Below are 17,263 nucleotides of genomic sequence, written 5' to 3' on the forward strand. Positions count from 1 at the left end.
GGCAGGAGGGTGACTCCGGGCGGGATCAAGGGCTGCGGGGCCTGGACTACTGCTGCTTCAGGCGGGCGATCTCCGCTTCGAGGTCGGCTAAGCGCTTCTCCAGCTGTACACGGGTCCGCCGCGGAGCGACCGCTGCGTCCGCTCCTGATCTGCCCTTGACGGTAGTCGGTGGCACCAGCCAACCCACTCGCTGGAAGGCGACGATGGGTCGCTCGTATTGGCAGGTCCAGCATGTCGTCATCGGGTCCGGCTCGAGGTGACCCTGCTCGATCCGGCGGATGGCCTGCGTGTACTCGGCTACGCCGAGATGCTCTTTGATCTGCTCCATCCGAGCCTTGCGCTGCGCGACAGCGTCGGGATCGTTCGGTTCCGTCTGCCGATGGCCGTCCGCTGGCTTCCAATTCAGCGGCGTGATCTGGTGGTCGAGGTGTCCGCATTCCAGCTCCACGGCCCAGTAGCCGACCGTCTCAGGTTCGCGCCGCAGGACCTTGTCGCCTTTGAGATCTAGCGTTGACCGTGTCAGATAGCGGCTCACCGCCTGGTACGGCGTCTCGGGGGTCCGGTGAGTGGTGCAGGTGTAAGCCCCTTTACGCAGCGGGCTACCGCCCCACGACCATGTCATGTCCGTCAGTGGCCGCTCGTCTCCAAGCGTCAGGATCTCGACGATGTCGCCGCAGCCGAGCTGCATCCGCCACCGGAACATCAGCTCCGCATCCGGAAACGACGACCGTATCAATGTCCGGTCTTCTCTCTTCACGGCTGCCAGGGACTCGGCGCGGCGTTCGTTGTATTCGCGTAGCACCACAGCGACGGGCCGGGCTCGGCCAGGCAGCCGCCGCTCCGACTCGTGGTGCTCGTACGTTGTGCCTTCGCGCCGCGCCTTTCGTACCCGTTCCTCCGCACTGCCCTGAAGGATCTCCGAGATTCGGCGGATCTGGTCGGGGCTCATCGGAGGCGGTGGGCAGCATCGTCCGCAATGGCTGACCGCGCTACCCGCCATACTCCATAGCCCGGCGTGGCAGTAGGGGTGCCGCTGCTTGAAGGCTTCCTCCGCAGCCGTACGGGCGGCCTGCTCCTCGACGCTCAGATACATCGTGCCCTTGCCGATCCACGAGGGCGACTCACCGAGCGAGATGAGTTCCTCGCCGCAACCGGGACACGGTTCGCCGGCCATCATCTGTTCGTGAGTCAGCCGGTCCGACTCCGTGTATGTCGGCACGGACCACGCTTCGCACTGGAGATACTTCGTGACGCCGCTGGCGACCATCCGATGGAGCTCACCGTACCTGCGACAGTGCATGCAGTACGGAGTTCCGTCGTCTGCCTTGGCCGGCAACTTGCGCAATGCGGCCTTGGTGATCAACGCCCGTCCTGTCACCGCCAGCGGCCTTCCGTGCGACATTGATGACTCAGGCTATTCCCCTCTCGATCAAGATCGCGTGAGACACCCCGTGTGGCTATCGACATCCCACGAACGAGTGCCTCGCGGCGCATCGCCGCGAGGCACCCGATCGTGCTGGCACTCCTCGGAGTTCGCGTCTCAGCGTGCCCACTGGCGCCGAACCGCTACCTCGGGCGGAGATCGATCATGGCCTTCCCGTCTGCCGCGGGTGGCTTTTCCGAGCGCACCGACTGGGTTGCCGTGGATGGACGCCAAGGGCGAGCAGGCCGGCCGTGGTGGGTTGCTCTTCACTCACGTGACGCCGGCCCGTCGCAACAACTCGGCGTCGTCGGCGAAGCGACCGAGCCCGGTGGTGTCCGCTCGCGTACGGTCGCCTGGCACGAGGCGAGCAGGCCTGGATCAAGGTCTTCGAAGATCAGCGGCCTTGATCTCGACGCTGGTTGTGGCCCCGGCTCTCTCAGCCGCAAGTTCCTGCCATGCCGAGAATCGAGCCCCGATGGGCGCGGAGATCGCTTCGATACAGCCGGGCGTGGTCACGTCGTTGGAGAACGCCCCTCTTCGTCGGGTGGCGGGTTCTTGGCAGCGCGTCGGACAATGTCCTCGGCGTCGAAGGTGACATCGGCGACGATCTCGTAATCGGCGACGCGGGCGCGTAGTGCCGCGAGTCGGACAGCCGCCTGTTGTAGGCGTCCGCCTTCTACGCCAAGCGCGGCGAGTAGGTCAGCATCGTCGATCCACGTCCGGACGCCGTCGACCTCGTCTTCTTCGTCGGAGTGCGTGGTTCCTAGCGTGCTGGCCATCCAGTTCAGTAGTTCGACCTGGGCGTCGAGTGCCACGCACGGTTCACCGCTGCGGAAGGCGTCAACGGCACGTTCGTAGGCGGGTGCCGGGACGACCATCGCTGGTACGCCGGGTGCGTCGTGAGCGACGATCACCGCGGCCAGTTCAACCGCCGGGGTGACGGCTATGGACTCGCATACTTCGTCGCCGTTGTCGACCTCGACGGGCTTGTCCTGATGATCAAGGGGTATCGCTTGGGCCGTGGTGATGGTGCGCCGCTGTGTGGGGTCCGTCGGCGGGCGCGGATCCATGCGAGTGCTGTTGGCGATGGTGATCGGAGTGTCGGCGGGCAGCCGCTGCATCAGTTTCGCGAGCTGGCCGGCGGTCCGGATCTCGATGGTGTGGTCAATGAGGGCTTCGTGTACCGCTGCGAAGGCAGCGGCCTGCCGTTCTTGGAATTCCTGCCAATTGCTGGTCATGGTGTTTCTCCGGGAGTTGTCGTCGGTGTTGGTCCTTGTAGGTGCATGGGGTGACAGGCCGGCAGGGCAGCCGACCTCGATCAGGATCGCGTCGGGGCGTTCGGCGGGTAGTCGGGCCACGATGTCTACCGCCGCCTGCCGGCGAGTCGCCGCCGGTTCAGGGACGGCTGGGCGCGCGGGCCACTGAAGTGGCGGGCCGTCTGTGCTCCGTCCGCCGCTCGCGTCCACGGCGGTAGTCGTGCAGCGAACGGAGTAGTGCTCGACGGCGGGGGTGGCAACCCTCGGGCTGCCACCCGTCTGGCGAATGTTGTCCGTCTACGCGGCCCGTTTCCGCTGGCGGGGGAGCAGCTTCGCGGCGGCTTCGGCCTTGGCGCGTTCGACGTCGAGTTCGGCGATGACAGAGGTGTAGACGTCGGTCATGGCGGCGGAGGAGTGGCCGAGCAGTTCCTGGATGTCTTTGAGGTCTGCGCCGGCGGCTTTGAGGTAGGTGGCGGCGCAGTGCCGGAGGTCGTGGAGTCGGATGGGTGGTAGGTCGGCGTCGCGGACGAGGTTTTCGAAGCGGTCGGTGACGGTGTTGGGGTGCCAGGGTTGCCCGTCGGGTTGGACGAAGAACAGTCCGGTGTCGGGCCAGGCGTGGCCAGCGGCGAGTTTCCACTTGGCGCGGCGGGCGTGGTGGGCGCGCAGCACGGTGCGGGTGACGCTGGCCAGGGCCATGATCCGGTTGCCGGACTCGGACTTGACCTTCTTGATGACGGGTGTGTAGCCGTGGGTGGCCATCTGTTGGGTGACGCTGATCAGGCTGTTGTCGAGGTCGACGGCGGTGTCGGTGAGTCCGACGGCTTCGCCTCGGCGCAGGCCCCGGTGCAGGATCAGGGTGAACAGCGGGTAGAGGGCGATGTCGTGTTCTTCGGCGTGGTCGAGGAACGCGCCGGCCTGTTGCGGTGTCCAGACCATGACGGGGCTGGGTCGCTCGCCGGTGTCGCGCCACCGTTGGACGGCGTTGGCGGTCCAGACACGGGCCTTGGGCCGTACGCCGGAGGGCAGTTCGATGTGGGCGGCGGGGTTGAAGTCGATGAGCCGGTTGTTGCCGCGACGGATGGCGTCATTCAGTGCCTTACGCAGGGTGGCACGGATGCGGTGCATGCTGGCCGGCCGGGTGGTGCGCAGGCCGCGGACGCTGGCGCGGACGGCGGGGTCGTCGCTCTGGCGGGCGACCTCGATGGCGGTGCTGCGGTCGGCGATGGCGGTGAACATGGCCTCGATGTGCTCCACCCGCAGTTTGACCAGCGGGATGGCGCCGAGGTGCGGGACCAGGTGGGTGCGGATGTGCGACTCGTAAGCGAGCATCGTGTTGGGTTGGACGCTGCGCAGGTTGCGGCGCGACGCCAGCCACGACTGCAGGTATTCGCCGACGGTGGTGGTGACGGTGGCCGGTAGGCCGGCGCGGACGCGGCGGGCGATGGTGTCGCGGTCCGGTAGCGGGGCTCCGGAGGCGACGGTGAGGAGCAGGTCGGCGATCTCGGCGGCGACGGCCGGGTCGTCGCTGGCGAGGGCGAGCAGGGCTTTGGCGTGGTCGCGGTCGGCGGTGGCGGCGTCGCGGGTGTCGAAGGTGCTGCGGCGTAGTTGCCGGCGCGACTTGCCGGGGTGGGCGGGCAGTTCGAGTTGGTAGGCCCACCGGCCGTGGGCGGGGCTCCACGCCCCGCTGGGCCGGCGCAGCTGCGGGCAGCGGTTGCCGAGTTTGCGCCCGTCGCTGTCGCGGCAGGAGCAGCGTTTGAAGACGGATCCTTCCGCCATGGTCAGGTGTTCCCTTCGGTCGGGGTGTGCGGCAGCCGGGGGCTGCGGATTCGGTACGGGGTGATCGACGCGTGACTTCCGCCGGTGGTCAAGTCGTCGTCGGGCGGTCCGGTCGAGGACCCCGGGTCGTCGGCGGTGGGTAGGTGCAGGGCGGTGAGGATGGCCGCGACCGGTACGCGGTAGCGGGTGCCGAACCGCAGCACCGGGACGGGGAACCGGTCGCGTTTGGCCAGGTCGTAGGCGACGGATCGGGACAGCCCGAAGATTCGGGCGGCGGTGCCCAGGTCGGTGACCGTGCCCAGGGCGCGGATCCGCTGCGTGGTCCAGGTGTCGTGGGAGCCGTCGCCGGCTGGGCGGGTAGGAGTCGCGGGGATGGGTTGCTGGTCAGGGGTGCTCATCGTGCGGTGGTCCTTCCGGTGATCAAGACAGGAGCGTCGACGGTTTCGCCGGGCGCGGGCGGCTGGCCGATCCGGCAGTAGCCATCGGCGCGGAGATGTCGGCGGCACCCACGCCGTGGCCCGGGCGTCGGCGGATCGTTGAGCAAGCCAAGTGCTCACGACACGGACGAAGGCGGTACGGGTTAACGGGCTGGACAGGTGCCGCGTGGCCCGAGTGGTGCTCGTACACGTTGATGTCGACCGCGCCGGGCGAGTCGTGCCTGACACTTGTAAACCCGCGTTTGTGTGCTCTGGCGAACGCCTGCCTCACTCACAGCCGCTCACAGCGACTCACAGAGCCGCCGTTCAACCGCTGACTCTGGTCCGCGCCACGCACCGCACCTGGTGCCAACCCGCCCGCCCGAGGCGCACGAACAGCGATGAAAAATCGATTTCCTAGCGGGCGCCTCGCGGTCGGAAGTGACCCCTGATGTCGCGCCCGATGACATGCCGGCGGCCGCGTGAACGTGTCACACGACCGTGGCCGCGGCGGGCGCAATGACTCATGTTCATCGATGTCAACGGTTGCTGGCGGACACGTGACACCGCGAGGTGCGCGCCACTGCCGGCGGGCCTTCGGTCGTTCTGCCCGCGCCGGCGCAGTGGCGTCACACCGGTGCCGCTGGCGCAGGTGCGCCCCGTGGCCAAGCGGAAGTCAACGAAGACCCGTGTCGCGCGCACATCCCGACTGTCAATGCCCTGCTCAGCGACCGCGCCGGACAAAATGTCAACGACTGGCGTCGATGACACATGCCACCGCTCGGACATCGTCTTGCGGCACACGTTGACACGATCCACCAGTTTCGAACAACACCTACGAACGCGATGTCAATTGCCGAGTGTGGATGGATGGCGCCTGCGGTCGGCGTGCGTGTCCGGACACACGACGCGGTGTCACTGTCGGCGGCTCTGCCACTTGCCTGTGGCCGCGCCACGCCGCGGCGGACAAACTGTCAATCGAAGGACGTCGTTGACATCGTATGGCGGCGCGGCACCGGGCTGGGCGTCGGAGTTGGCCTCCCGCATCTCCCAAAGGTGCGACGGCGCCTGGCGTGAATGAGGCGCTGCATGAGGTCCCCGGGTGCCAGGCGGCGTCACCGTGGCCGAGACCCGGGTCGCTTCCACGTGGCTCATGCCGCGAAGCGCCAGCGGGTACGTCCCACCTGCCCGTTGACAGCGAAGTTGTCCGCGTTGGTCCCCGTGGCCAGGGACGGCTCATCTTCGGCGGCACGGGAGTCGGGTCGCTGTGAGCCGCTGTGAGTCTTTGTGAGTGGCTGTGAGTCGCTGTGGGTGCCAGGGTGTAGGGCTCCGGAAAGCGCCTCGTCTCGCGCTCTCGCGCCGGGGCCGCACGCACTCACAGCCCTGGTCAGGGCCCCCGTAGGAACGTGAGCTGGCCGTCGGTCGACGCGGAGCGGCGCAGCGCTGTGAGCGGGTGTGAGTCGGACAGGCGTTCGCCAGCGCACACAAACGGTGGTTATATGAGTGCAAGCGCAGTGCGGCCCCCGATCGGGCGTACGTCGTGCCGGCTGCCCCGGACGACGTGGGCCCGTCTATCCGGCCGCGCCGACCGGTGGCCATACCGCCCAAGCGGTCGTCCGGGCGCGGTACCGGCTCGCAGATCCGCTTCCTCACTGGGCGCGACCATCGACCTGGCCGCTTCGCGGGCCGGGTAGGAAGTGACCTGCGGACCTGGTGTCATCGCGTCATTCGCTGGCCCGTCGCGGCGGCGCCGGGGCTAACGGCCAGATGACGCATCGCCGGGGATGGCGTAATTCGGGGTCCGCGGGCGGCGGGAGTGTGCCACCGACGGCGGGACTGTCCCGCTGTCGCCAGCCTGGCCGAGGGAACGGGGCCCCCGTCGACGGAACCCGGTACCCGCTGGACTCGCGGGGGATCGAGCGGCCAGCTCGTCTTTCACACGCCTCCGGCCGTTTGCCACTTCTCGGCCGGCCCTCGCAGAAATCAACGGCCCGGTGAACCGTGCCAAGGTCAGTTGCGGCGTCAGTGCCCGCCTCCGTTGCGGGGTCGTCCTTGAACCTGACCCCGCAACGGACCCCCGGTTCCGCTCACATCGCAGCACACGCCGCCAGTGATCAGATCCGTCCCAGCTCAGAGAGACCTTCCGGTCTCTCCCTCACCCGCGCAGGAGCCACCAACCATGTCCGATCAACTCCTTCGTGCCCAGTCGATGCTGACCGCCCGCGACCACGTCCTGCTCGGCTGGCTGGCCGACCACGGCGTGTTGACCACGCCGCAGGTCGCCTACGCCCTGTTCCCGTCGCTGGACTTCGCCCAACGCCGGCTGCGCCGGCTCCACGATGTCGGCGTCATCGACCGGTTCCGGCCGCTGAGGACCGACGGCGGCTCCTACCCGTACCACTGGGTCCTGGACCAACTCGGCGCGGAACTCGTCGCCGTGGACCGTGACCAGCCACCGCCACGGCCCAGCCAGACCAAGGCCCGACGCCGCCGCTGGACCGTCGCCCGCATCCTGGACCACCGGCTCGGCGTCAACCAGTTCTTCACGGACCTCGCCGGTCACGCCCGCACTCACCCCGACCATCAACTGCGGCGGTGGTGGCCGGAGGCGCGGTGCGCCGACCTCGGTGTCTTCGCCAACGCCGACTCTCACGTCGCACTCCAGGTCAGTCCCGCCCCGGTCCATCCCGACGGCCACGGCATCTGGACGGCCGGCAACCGGCAGGTGCCGTTCTTCCTCGAGTACGACACCGGCACCGAACCTCTGACCGAGCTCGTCCGCAAACTCGACGACTACCACCAGATGGCCCGCTGGGGAGGGCCGCAGTGGCCGGTGCTGCTGTGGCTGCACTCCGCCGAGCGCGCCCACCACCTGCACCAGCGACTGGCAGAGCAGACCCTGTTCGCGCCCGTGGTCACCGCCAGCCGCGACCATGCCGCCCGGGCCGCCATCGGCCCCGCCGGACCGCTGTGGCAACTGCACGGCCATCACGGCCTGCTCACTCTGGCCGACCTCGCCGACGCGCTGCCCTTCCTGCAACACCCCGACCATGGGCCCGACGCGTTCGGCCATCCCTTCGCCCCGCGCCGGAAGGCCGGGCCGCCGCAAGGCTGAACAACAGACCGCCGCGCCCGAACGTCGGTCGACGGCAGGACCTGCGACGTACGCCGCGTCGAGCCCTGTCTCCGACGTCGCCACACCTTGCGACTCCGCCGGTGTTCACGCCTGTGCCGCGATCCGCACACGGAGCCGCCGAGCGACACCGCAGCCCCCGCAATCACCCCCGCCGCGCAGCGCCGCGGCGGACGTGATGCCACCCGGGCGACCGCTCCGACGCCGTCGCCCGGGGCATCCGTCCCACCGCTGCCGCCGATTGGCGGCACGACCTCGGGGGTACCGGTCATGTTGACCACCTACCACCCACCGTCCCGTCCCGTCCACCCGACCCATCTCGGCGGAGCTGGCCCTCACCGAATCCCACCGCCTCCGCCTCCGCGACTGGTGGGCCGTCGAGATGCTCGCCGAGCACCGCACCCTGACCACCACCCACCTCACCGCGCTCGGTTTCGCCACCGACCCGGCATCGTCCGCCCGGCGCCTGACGATCCTCGCCCGCCGCGGCTGGATCGACCGCCTCCTGAGCACCGCCATCGCCGACACCGGCGACACCTGGTGGTGCACGGGCCCGCTCGGCGCCCAGCTCACCCACTCGGCGATACTGGCCGTGTCACGCCGGCACGGGTCTACCGGGCCCGCGACCGGCTGCGCGAGCACCCGCGCCTGCCCGCTCTGCTGCGGGCCAACGGCTTCTTCGTCGACCTGACCACCCGAGCCCGCACCCAACCCGGCACCGATCTGCGGACCTGGTGGTCACCACGCACCTGCGCACTGATCACCACCTCGCGGCACAATGTCTGGCACGGCGAGTACATCCACGACCGCAACCGACACGCCTTCTGGTACAGGCCCGGCCCCGGATACATCCACACCAGCGCCCTGGCTGACCGCGTCCACCACTACCGGCGGCTCGCCGAGCGGACCGGCCTGGCGACGCTGTTGTTCCACGCCGCCGACGCACAGCGAGAGCAAGAGCTGCGCCGGCACCTCGACCGCCGCACCCTGCGGCACCTCACCGTCGTCACCAGCAACCCCTACCAGGGACACCCCGCCAACCCGGTGTGGCAGCCGATCGGCGACACCCGCCGCTTGGCCCTGACCGACCTCCCGCACAAGTCCGAGCAGCCGGCCGCCCAACAACCTGATCTACGACGTCAGGCCACGCGCTCCGCACCCCATTTACGACCCCGACCGCCCGTACGATGAAGCTGTCGCGACGGCGACTACCAGTACTCGTCGAACCACTGAACCACCAGACCCCTGTCCCTCGGCCGGCCCACCCAGGCCGGCCGAGGGACAGCCACTCGCACAAGCTGGAAAGCCGACGACGACGCGAGTTCGACAGAACAGGTCGCGACGCCAGACCGTGCCTTCCCGCGCTACTGAGTGAGGCCATCAGCGAGTGACGAGACATCCATTAGCCGACTGCCTCCACAAGCAGTTTTAAATTCGTGCGAAGCTCTCGGAGGCCAAGGGTTTCCTGAGCAATTCGTTCGCGGCCCAGAAGCAACTGAGAGATCGGGCTACGTAGATGCTCAGGCGCCCAGGCAACTAGCGTGGAGGGGTCGATGATGCCGGGGTTGGATCTGTCTGGGCGAGGAACGCCGTGTGCGAGCAGCCACTCGTAGAGCGCGGTTGCAGGTTGAAGAGGCGGCAACTTGTGCGCGTTCGCCGTCGCGGCGGCGCTGGCTGCGATGCGCAGTCCAGCGGCGTCGAGGTCGCCTACGTAGTACAACGCGGTTGGCGCCGGGTCGAGCAGGGTCACGGCTGTAATGGAGGTGGGGAACTGGTTGCCGCAGCCCCACCCGATGTGCAGGTCGGGGCGCACGGCGGGATTCAGGTGCCGGGCTGTCTGCAGGAGCGAGTGGAACGTCGCGTTGTTTTCTGCCACCAGCAGCCGCGTCGGCCCTACCCCGGGGACGTGCTGGGAGGGGAAGGGTACGGGCGTGGGATAGCAGGCAAGTAGGTCGAGGGTCAGGGCCCCGGTGGTAAACAGTCGTTTGGTCGTCTCGATGGCGAGTGCCTTCTCGTCGTCGAGGACCTCCAGGGAGCGTTCTTCGAGAGGGACGGGTTCGGCGTCGGCGTTGTTTCGCAGCCAGATGGCAATCTTGTCGAGGAGTTGGTACTCGTCCGGTCGGGTGGCGATCGCGGCGGCTGCTTCGAGTGCTTGCGGCCAGACTCGCCGTGCCGGTGTCGCCCGGGCCCGACGGGGCTTCGTCGTTTTGCCCACCCAGAGCGGCAAGGGCGGTCTCGTCCGGTCGTCCCAGCCGGAGCGTGCCTTCGGCAGCACGACGGCGCCCGCTTCGGCGAGGCTTGCCAGGACGGCGGCGAGCCGGGTCCGTGCTGTCGGATCGCCGACGAGCGTCGGGTCGGCGGCGGTGGCATGCCGGAGCAGGCCGTCGACCGGTACGCGGCTTGTCGGATGGTCTGCGACGTAAGCGACAATAACGTCATTGAGCGTCGTCGTCATGTCGACGCCTCAGTGTGGGGATGGTTCCCCTCACCGCTGGACGATTCGTCATGTGCGACGCGGACGCCGGTGATGAGTCGCTGGTCGGTGTCGGCGAGCGTGTCATCCTGGACGATGTAGCGGCGGTTCCGGGTGCGGCCCGGGCGGTTGTCCAGCCGGATGACGTTGGGGAACCGGGACACGGCATCGGGGTCTTTCACCCCGGTGGTGTACACGAGCTGGACCTTGTGTGCGGCGGCGACCGCTCGTTGGAGGCCGACGAGGCTGCCGTGTGAGGCACGGCCGATCGGGTTGTCGAGCAGCAGGACACCGCCCGAGCGATCCCGGCGTCCGGCGTTCACGGCGCGCAGCGCGGCGATGGTGCAGTAGAGCGCGACGCAGACGGTCAGTTTCTCTCCGCCGGACCATTTGCCGAGCCGGGTGATGTCCTCGGTGGTGGGGACGAGGTCCAAGGCGGGTTTGAGGACCTTGACGGTGAAGCCCCGGGTTCCGGCTGCCTCCTGGACGGCATCCTTGAGCAGCGGCAGTCCTTCCGGTTTGACGCCGTCGGCGATGCGCCGTTCCACGACGCGGTTGACGTAGGTGCGGAGGTCCGCGCCGCTGGCGGGTGCTTCGAAGGAGATTCTGAGCATCTGTTTCCCGGCCCAGCCTCCGGTCTTCGTCGCCACTCGCGAGTACCGTTCGGCCTTGCGCAAGGTGTCGAGGGTGTTCGAGACGAGGCGGGCGAGGGAGTCGGTCACGATCGCCTGGTCCTTGGCGATGTCGGCGAGTTCACCGTTGATCATGTCCGCGCGCAGTCTGAGCTGCTTCGCCAGGTTTCCCGCGTGCTGCGCCAGCACGTCTTCGTTGTCGTGGAGGACGCGGTCCTTCGCGGGTGTGGCGACCCCCGGATACCTGCTGCCTGTTGTCCGCAGGTCCCCGACCGCGTTCGCCCGGGAGACCGCCGCGTCGCCCGCACGTTTCTCCGCGGCACGCAGCGTTTGCATGGCCGCCTGCTTGTGGGTCTTAGCCTCGTCGTCGGGCCCGGCGAACGGCGCGATGACCCGGTCGGCCGGGTCGGGAAGACCGTCTGCGAGCAGCTCGAATGCCGTGGCCCGACTCCGGTATTCACCTTGCTTGGCATCAACGTCGCGGAGTTCGCCCTCTGCGGTTGTTCGCCTTTCGACGCACGCTTGGCCGATCTCGTCATGCTTAGCCGCCAGAGCGTCGGCCTGCTCTGCTGTGGTTGGCTCAATCGGCAATGCGCGCCTGGGCGGATCGGTGCGTCGCGCCCGAATTCTGGTGAGCGTCGCATGGTGCCGTTCGATGTCGCCGGAGGCGTGGCCCTTCCGGCCAACCGCCTCCTCCTTTGTCTCTCGGGCGGCGGCCAGTGCCGCCGCCCGGGCCGGCTTGGTCTGCCCCTCCGCTGTGGTGATCAGGACAGCGGCACGTTGCAGGGTCTCGGCGGTGACTGCAGCGAGGGCCTGTGTTTCGGTCGCCAAAGCCGTGGTGAGGTTGCGTTCCCGCTCGGCGAGCACCGACTGGGAAGCCTGGACCTGCCAGGTACGGGCGGCCTCCTGACGCCGGGCGCGTAGGACATCAAGAGACACCGCCGGATCGTCAGGAAGGTTCGGCTCGGAGTCGAGGAACGTCAGGCCAGCGGCCTCGCTTCGGTATGCGCTGGCCGCCTTGCCCTCGGTATCGGCTAGCTTGCTCTGCTCGGTGGCGTGGTCGAGGGCACGGTTCGCCTCCTCCGTAAGGTGCTCGGCCCGGTCGTGGGCATCCTTCGATCGCGACTTGGCGTCGGCGAGTTCGCTGCGCCATTGCGCGGCCGCCCCCATCTTCTGGATCAGGCCGGACAGGCGGGCGCGGGACGTCTCGATGCCGGAGATCTGTCGCTGTGTCCGCTGCCCCGTCGCCGTGTCCTCGGCCTCCGCCTCGTCGAGTTCAGCGAGGTCAGCGCGAACTTGTTCGAGTGCTGCCGCGATGCCGAGGAGGGTGTTGTCGAGGTCTTCGATGCGGCCGGAAAGGCTGTCGAGGTGCCCGGTGGGGCAGTCGGCGAGTAGTTGGGTGAGCTCGCCGAGCAGCGCCCGGTCGGCTTCACGCGCTTCGGTTAGGCGGGACTGCTGGTCATCGTACGTCTCGGCACGGGCGGCGACCTGGCGAACGTTGCCCTCGGCCCAGGCCGGGTCCATCAAGCCTCGATGCAGTCCCATCCACACCGGGCCAGTGCCGCCGGGGCCTGTCCAGCTGGAGCCCACGATTGCGGTGGCGGCCTGAGCGGTGTAGACGCCGACGAGCGCTGTGGTTGCCGTGTCGACGCCGGCCAGCGCGGTTGCGGCGGTGTCGGCTTGGGCGGTGGGGATGACGAGACCGACGCCGAGGCGCGCGAGCTCCGGGTCCGTAACCGTCTCCAGCATGCGCGTGCCGGGTAGCAGGGTGCGGAGGTGGTCCCAGCCGGTTTCGGCCATGATGCCGTGTTCGGCCAGAACAGCTTGGACTCGCTCGGCGTCGAGGGTGGTGGGTAGCAACCCGGTGCGTGCGTGTACGTCGAGGATGCGTTGGTCGTCGATGCGCTCGGCCTCCAGCCGGATGAGCGCCACATCGGTATCGACGATCGCGTCCGACAATCGACGGGTCAGGGTATCCGCTTCTGCCCAGACGTCCACGGGGGCCTCGCCGGTGGCCTCGGTGAGATCCTGTACGCGTTCGCGCGCGACGAGCTTGGACGCACGTTCGACAAGAGCGGCACGTTCCTCCGCGTGCCGGGTGCGCTGCGCGTCGAGCCGGACCTGCTCACCCGTCAGCGTCGTGAGTGTGCTAGTCAATGCGCGTCGCACCGCCGGGCGATGTTCACGACGGCCCTGGATCTCTTCAAGGATGCCCGTGAGGGTGGTGTGCTGTTCGGCGAGAACGGCGTCATGGTCGACAGGGTCGGTCTGCTCGTTCGGAAGCACGCCGTCGCGGATAGCCGCGCGTAGATCTGTGGCCAGCGACTCCAGCCGAGCCGTCGCGGTCGCCGCGGCCCTGTCCGCTGCCTGCGCCTGCTGGCCGGCTTCCTTCGCCGCGGCGCGGTGCGCCTCGACGTCTGCCTTCGCCGCCCTGGCGGCTTCAGCAGCCGTTCCGGCTTCAGCCTCGTGGGTTTCGGCCAACGTGCGCAGCCGGGTTCGCAGGCGAGCGCTGTGCTCGTCGTGCTCGCGCCGCAATGGTGCGGTGCGCTCGCGTTCCTCGCCGGCCTCTCGCCGGGTGCGCTCCAGCGCGTCTTGCAGCTCTTCCTTCTCTGCCAGATGTCCGGCTGCCTCCCATGCTTCGATGAGCCCGGCGGTGTCCCTGATGACGCCGTCGGCCCTGCTGTATTGATCCTCCGCAGCGCGGAGTCGCATCTGGGCGGCGCGTTCCTCGTACAGGTAGACGAGCTCGTAGGCGGCGCCGCCCTCGGTCACCGCCGCGGCGCGGCGCTTCTCGATGCCGTCGCGCTGCCCGGCGAGGGCCTCGATCCTATTTTTCGCTTGAAAGACGGTCGCAGCGAAAGCGGCGGACAGCTTGGCCGCCTCGTCAACGGCTTGCTGGAGGGCGATCGCCGATGCGTCGACCTCCTGCTGGCAGACGTGAATGCGGTCCAGGCCCGTTGCCGAGTCAAGGCAGAAATCACGCTCGGCCGTCTTGGCGGGCTTGGTCGCGAGCAGCGATGCGATCGAGGCCAGACGATCGGCGACGCCGATCGCATCTTCCGGTGCAACCGTGAGATCGATGAGCAGGTCGATGAACTCGCGGGCCGACGAAAATCGGAACATGTCCTCCACGCCGCCCTCGACGTGGTTCATCTGTTTCTGCGTGCGAAACAGTGCTGGGTCGAGGCCGCGACTCGTCAGCGCGGCCGTCCACTCGTGTTGCTTCTCGGAGATGACCAGATCCATGGCCTGCGGGTAGGTCGCTGCGAATTCCTTCAGAGCGGCGACATAGCCCGCCCGGCGACACGGCTCACCGGCGGCGTCAAGGATGGGGAGGCGGTGCAGGTCGAGCACGCCCGGCACCGCATAAAATGCGTAGAAGGTCGTGTCGAGCCGGTCGCGGGCCCGGTCGGCGTCGGCGGGACGGCGCAGGTCGGACCACTCGTAGACGACGCCGGTGACGAGGATGCGGTCAGGTGAGCCGTCCAACGTGTCCGAGGCGGCCGGATGCCACACCGCGACGGTGTGCGCGGTGTCGCCGCTGTCGACGTAGTCCGTGAGGCTGCGTTTCACCGTACGCCCCATGAAGTCGATAGCTCTCGGCAGAAGCAGCGCGTAGAACAGCGACAGTAGTGAGGACTTGCCGCCTCCGTTACGCAGCCACACTACCGAGTCGGCGGGGTGGCTGCTGCTGTCGTCCGGGCCGGTGAGGTCGAGCGTGACGTCGGTGAAGCGAGCGGATCTCTCCCCGATCGAGTGGAGCCGGAATGCGGCCAGATGGTAGGTCATGCTTGCTCCCCGTCGGCTGCGGCGGGCGGCTGGACAGCGGGGCTCGACGGCCGAATGTGCGGCCGTCGGGCGATGTCCGCCAGGAAGGTGTATGCAGGTTCACCGGCCATGTCCTTGACCTGGACGCGGAACCGCTCAGTGAGCATCCAGGTCCCGCCAGTGCTGTCGGCACGGGCCATGCCCTGCTCCACGAGCCAGCCGAGGACGTTGCGAACCCAGTAGAGGGTGCATTTTGGCGACAGCCGTCCGGAGCCGCGGCCCTTGTCGCCGACGAGCGTGGACGGCATCTCGTGATAGGCCCGCCAGGCCTCGTCCAAGCCGTCGTCGGGGACTGGCTCGCCAGCGGCGTCGTGCTCTTGCAGGCGTTCGCACATCGCGCGCATCCACTGCTCGAACTCGACGTCCGCCACGCGGCGAATTCGTTCCTCCTCCAGGTCGGCCGGGGTGGGGTAGGCGTAGGCGGCCACGCCGACCAGGACGAGGCCGGCCATCAGGCGTCCTATCCGGGTCGCCGCGTGAGGCATGTCGCCGACCCGGTAGGCGAACGGAGACTCGGGGCTGACGCCGAGGACGAGTCCGAAGTCGCCGTCGGACAGGACGCGGGCGTGCAGCCCGTGCAGAACCGCATCGGCGGCGATGCGGAAGTCGGACTCTGTGCGGTACCGGCCGAGCACCCGACGGTATTCATGGCTGCGTCCGGGTCGCTGGGTGGGTTGCAGCGCATACGCGATGAGGGTCCCGATGTCGGTGTGATCGTTCTGTGTCAGCGTCATCGCGTCTCCGCGTGTATCCAGGGGTCGTCGGTGACCGGTTGCGGGTCGGCGGTCGCTAGGGCGTCGGGATGCGGAACGATGATCAGGTCGTCGCCGTCCCATCCCGGCAGATCGAGCTTCAGGTCGTCGGCGTCCGCGACGGCACGCGGCCCCAGGATCCGCGCGGTCAGGTCGACCGATGCCGTGTGCTCGGTGTCGGTCTCCTCGGGCGCGAAGCACCACAGCGCGGCCAACGCCAGGATCTCCGCGGCCCGCTGCCGGTCGGTGCCGCTGTCTAGGCCGGGATCGGTCAGGGCATCGGCGAGCAGCGCCGACAGGCGGGCGGGCAGGCCTATCCGGATGACGACCCGCCGTGCGGCGTCCACGATGTCCGGCCCGATCGTCGGCGGATCCGGGTCTCCCGCCTCATCATCGTCGTCAAGGTCACGGTCGTCGTCGGTGGGGTCGCGCACCGCCCACAGGTCGTAGACCAGCCGGTACAGCCGAGACAGTCTCGGAGGGCGCGGACCGGTTATGTCCGACATCCACCTGTCGGTGACCAGGAGGGCGGTCTCGCTGTCCAGGCCGAGCAACGGGGTGAGGATCTCCCGGCTGAGGTCGGGCAGGTGGCCCAGCGCCGGTGGCCGGAACGACTGCCGATCCTGCTCCTCCAGGAACACGCCGCGGGCGGCGATGACCTGCCGGTGCAGCGCGTCGTGCCGACGCGAAGATTCGGTGAGCAGCGCGGCGATCCTGGCTGCCGCCATGGTCACCTGCTGGTCGTCGGATTCCAGCGACTCGCGGACCTTGGCGAGCAGGCGATGCTCGGCCTCCACCCGACCAGCGATGTGTTCCCGGGCCGTGGCCAGGCGTTGCGGAACAACCGTTGCCCACTCCTGGATGACGGCACGCAGATCCCGGCGGGTGTTCTTGATCAGCTCGTGGAGGTCCTCGGCGAGCGAGACCGACAGCAGCCGAGCTCGGACCGCGGCGCGTTCCGCGGCGTCGAACGCTCCTTTGGCCAGCTGACGTTCCAGTAGCACCTCGTTGGCGACCTGCTCGTCTTCGACGTCGAACTCCAGTCCACCGACCAGCGCGTTGATCGCGTCGCGGGTGGCCTTGAGGACGACGTCGCCGCGCACCGGGTCCTCTCGCTCGATCAGCAGCCGGAACTGTACCTGCCGCTGCTGGTGGGCCCGGGCCTCGTTGGTGAAGTCGCTGATCCGGTAGGTGAACGGCGCCTCGCGCTCGCCCCGGTTCAGGAGAGCGTCGACGGTGTACTCGCCGACGCGGCGGTGTTCCGATGCGGGTCGCTCTGGTGCGGTACGGCGGGCGAGCGTGGTGAGGCCCTCCACGACGTCGTCGTAGGTGGCTTCCTCCTCGAATCCCTGCTGGGCAATGACCAGATCAATGGCGGCGAGGGCGAACGTCGCGACGTCGTAGGTGGCCGCCGGCCAGCCCTGCCGGTTCGCGGCGACGATCGCCTCGGTGATCGGGCGGGATCGCATGAGCACCGCGACCCGCACCGGGAAGGTGCGGTCGAAGACTGAGAGTTCCGCAGAAGCCGGTGACTGGGACACGGCGGTGCCGGCGAGGTCGAAGAGCTCGTCCAC

10 protein-coding genes are annotated in these 17,263 nt (G+C 68.6%); 2 read left to right on the forward strand and 8 right to left on the reverse strand.

The genetic code is table 11. The annotated features are described in order from the left end of the window. Positions 1 to 46: 46 nt before the first annotated feature. From ACQP03_RS01425 to ACQP03_RS01440, 4 genes are all read right to left on the reverse strand, one after another. Positions 47 to 1,363 carry a hypothetical protein gene (locus ACQP03_RS01425; protein ID WP_357392517.1) on the reverse strand — a complete coding sequence of 439 codons (1,317 nt, stop codon included), beginning with the start codon at positions 1,361 to 1,363 and terminating at the stop codon, positions 47 to 49. 572 nt (positions 1,364 to 1,935) lie between these two features. Further along, positions 1,936 to 2,781, reverse strand: a complete 846-nt coding sequence (locus ACQP03_RS01430; RefSeq protein WP_357392516.1) for a hypothetical protein — start codon at positions 2,779 to 2,781, stop codon at positions 1,936 to 1,938. 195 nt (positions 2,782 to 2,976) lie between these two features. After that, entirely contained in the window at positions 2,977 to 4,455 is a 1,479-nt protein-coding gene (locus tag ACQP03_RS01435; RefSeq protein WP_357392515.1) for a tyrosine-type recombinase/integrase, read from the reverse strand. A gap of 2 nt (positions 4,456 to 4,457) precedes the next feature. Further along, positions 4,458 to 4,853 (reverse strand): helix-turn-helix transcriptional regulator, encoded by a 396-nt coding sequence (locus ACQP03_RS01440; protein ID WP_357392514.1) that lies wholly within the window; start codon positions 4,851 to 4,853, stop codon positions 4,458 to 4,460. 2,197 nt (positions 4,854 to 7,050) lie between these two features. Here ACQP03_RS01440 and ACQP03_RS01445 point away from each other — a divergent pair. Next, positions 7,051 to 7,986: a replication-relaxation family protein gene (locus ACQP03_RS01445; RefSeq protein WP_357392513.1), complete on the forward strand. Its 936-nt coding sequence runs from the start codon at positions 7,051 to 7,053 to the stop codon at positions 7,984 to 7,986. Between the two features lie 558 nt (positions 7,987 to 8,544). Continuing rightward, positions 8,545 to 9,195, forward strand: coding sequence for a replication-relaxation family protein (locus ACQP03_RS01450; RefSeq protein ID WP_357392512.1), 651 nt, complete (start codon positions 8,545 to 8,547; stop codon positions 9,193 to 9,195). A gap of 211 nt (positions 9,196 to 9,406) precedes the next feature. Here the strand turns inward: ACQP03_RS01450 and ACQP03_RS01455 are convergent, their stop codons facing one another. The 4 genes from ACQP03_RS01455 to ACQP03_RS01470 are packed head-to-tail and all read right to left on the reverse strand — an operon-like array spanning position 9,407 to position 17,263. Beyond that, the gene (locus ACQP03_RS01455) at positions 9,407 to 10,459 is read right to left on the reverse strand and encodes a Wadjet anti-phage system protein JetD domain-containing protein (RefSeq protein ID WP_357392511.1); all 1,053 of its coding nucleotides are present in this window, start codon (positions 10,457 to 10,459) and stop codon (positions 9,407 to 9,409) included. Then, complete coding sequence (locus tag ACQP03_RS01460) at positions 10,456 to 14,898, reverse strand: hypothetical protein (protein ID WP_357392510.1); 4,443 nt, start codon at positions 14,896 to 14,898, stop codon at positions 10,456 to 10,458. Before ACQP03_RS01460 ends, ACQP03_RS01455 begins: the two co-directional genes overlap by 4 nt. Beyond that, positions 14,895 to 15,671 (reverse strand): hypothetical protein, encoded by a 777-nt coding sequence (locus ACQP03_RS01465; protein WP_357392509.1) that lies wholly within the window; start codon positions 15,669 to 15,671, stop codon positions 14,895 to 14,897. The genes ACQP03_RS01460 and ACQP03_RS01465 overlap by 4 nt, the downstream gene beginning before the upstream one ends. Further along, a complete protein-coding gene (locus tag ACQP03_RS01470) occupies positions 15,668 to 17,263 on the reverse strand; it encodes a hypothetical protein (RefSeq protein WP_357392508.1) in 1,596 nt (531 codons plus the stop codon). Before ACQP03_RS01470 ends, ACQP03_RS01465 begins: the two co-directional genes overlap by 4 nt.

Source organism: Micromonospora sp. CA-248212, assembly GCF_050948405.1.
Taxonomy (GTDB): domain Bacteria; phylum Actinomycetota; class Actinomycetes; order Mycobacteriales; family Micromonosporaceae; genus Micromonospora.

What these genes read in the sequence shown, in the direction of transcription:
- ACQP03_RS01435 (WP_357392515.1), bottom strand. Translation starts at nt 4,455, where the DNA reads ATGGCGGAAGGATCCGTCTTCAAACGCTGCTCCTGCCGCGACAGCGAC.
- ACQP03_RS01465 (WP_357392509.1), bottom strand. Translation starts at nt 15,671, where the DNA reads ATGACGCTGACACAGAACGATCACACCGACATCGGGACCCTCATCGCG.
- ACQP03_RS01445 (WP_357392513.1), top strand. Translation starts at nt 7,051, where the DNA reads ATGTCCGATCAACTCCTTCGTGCCCAGTCGATGCTGACCGCCCGCGAC.
- ACQP03_RS01460 (WP_357392510.1), bottom strand. Translation starts at nt 14,898, where the DNA reads ATGACCTACCATCTGGCCGCATTCCGGCTCCACTCGATCGGGGAGAGA.
- ACQP03_RS01440 (WP_357392514.1), bottom strand. Translation starts at nt 4,853, where the DNA reads ATGAGCACCCCTGACCAGCAACCCATCCCCGCGACTCCTACCCGCCCA.
- ACQP03_RS01455 (WP_357392511.1), bottom strand. Translation starts at nt 10,459, where the DNA reads ATGACGACGACGCTCAATGACGTTATTGTCGCTTACGTCGCAGACCAT.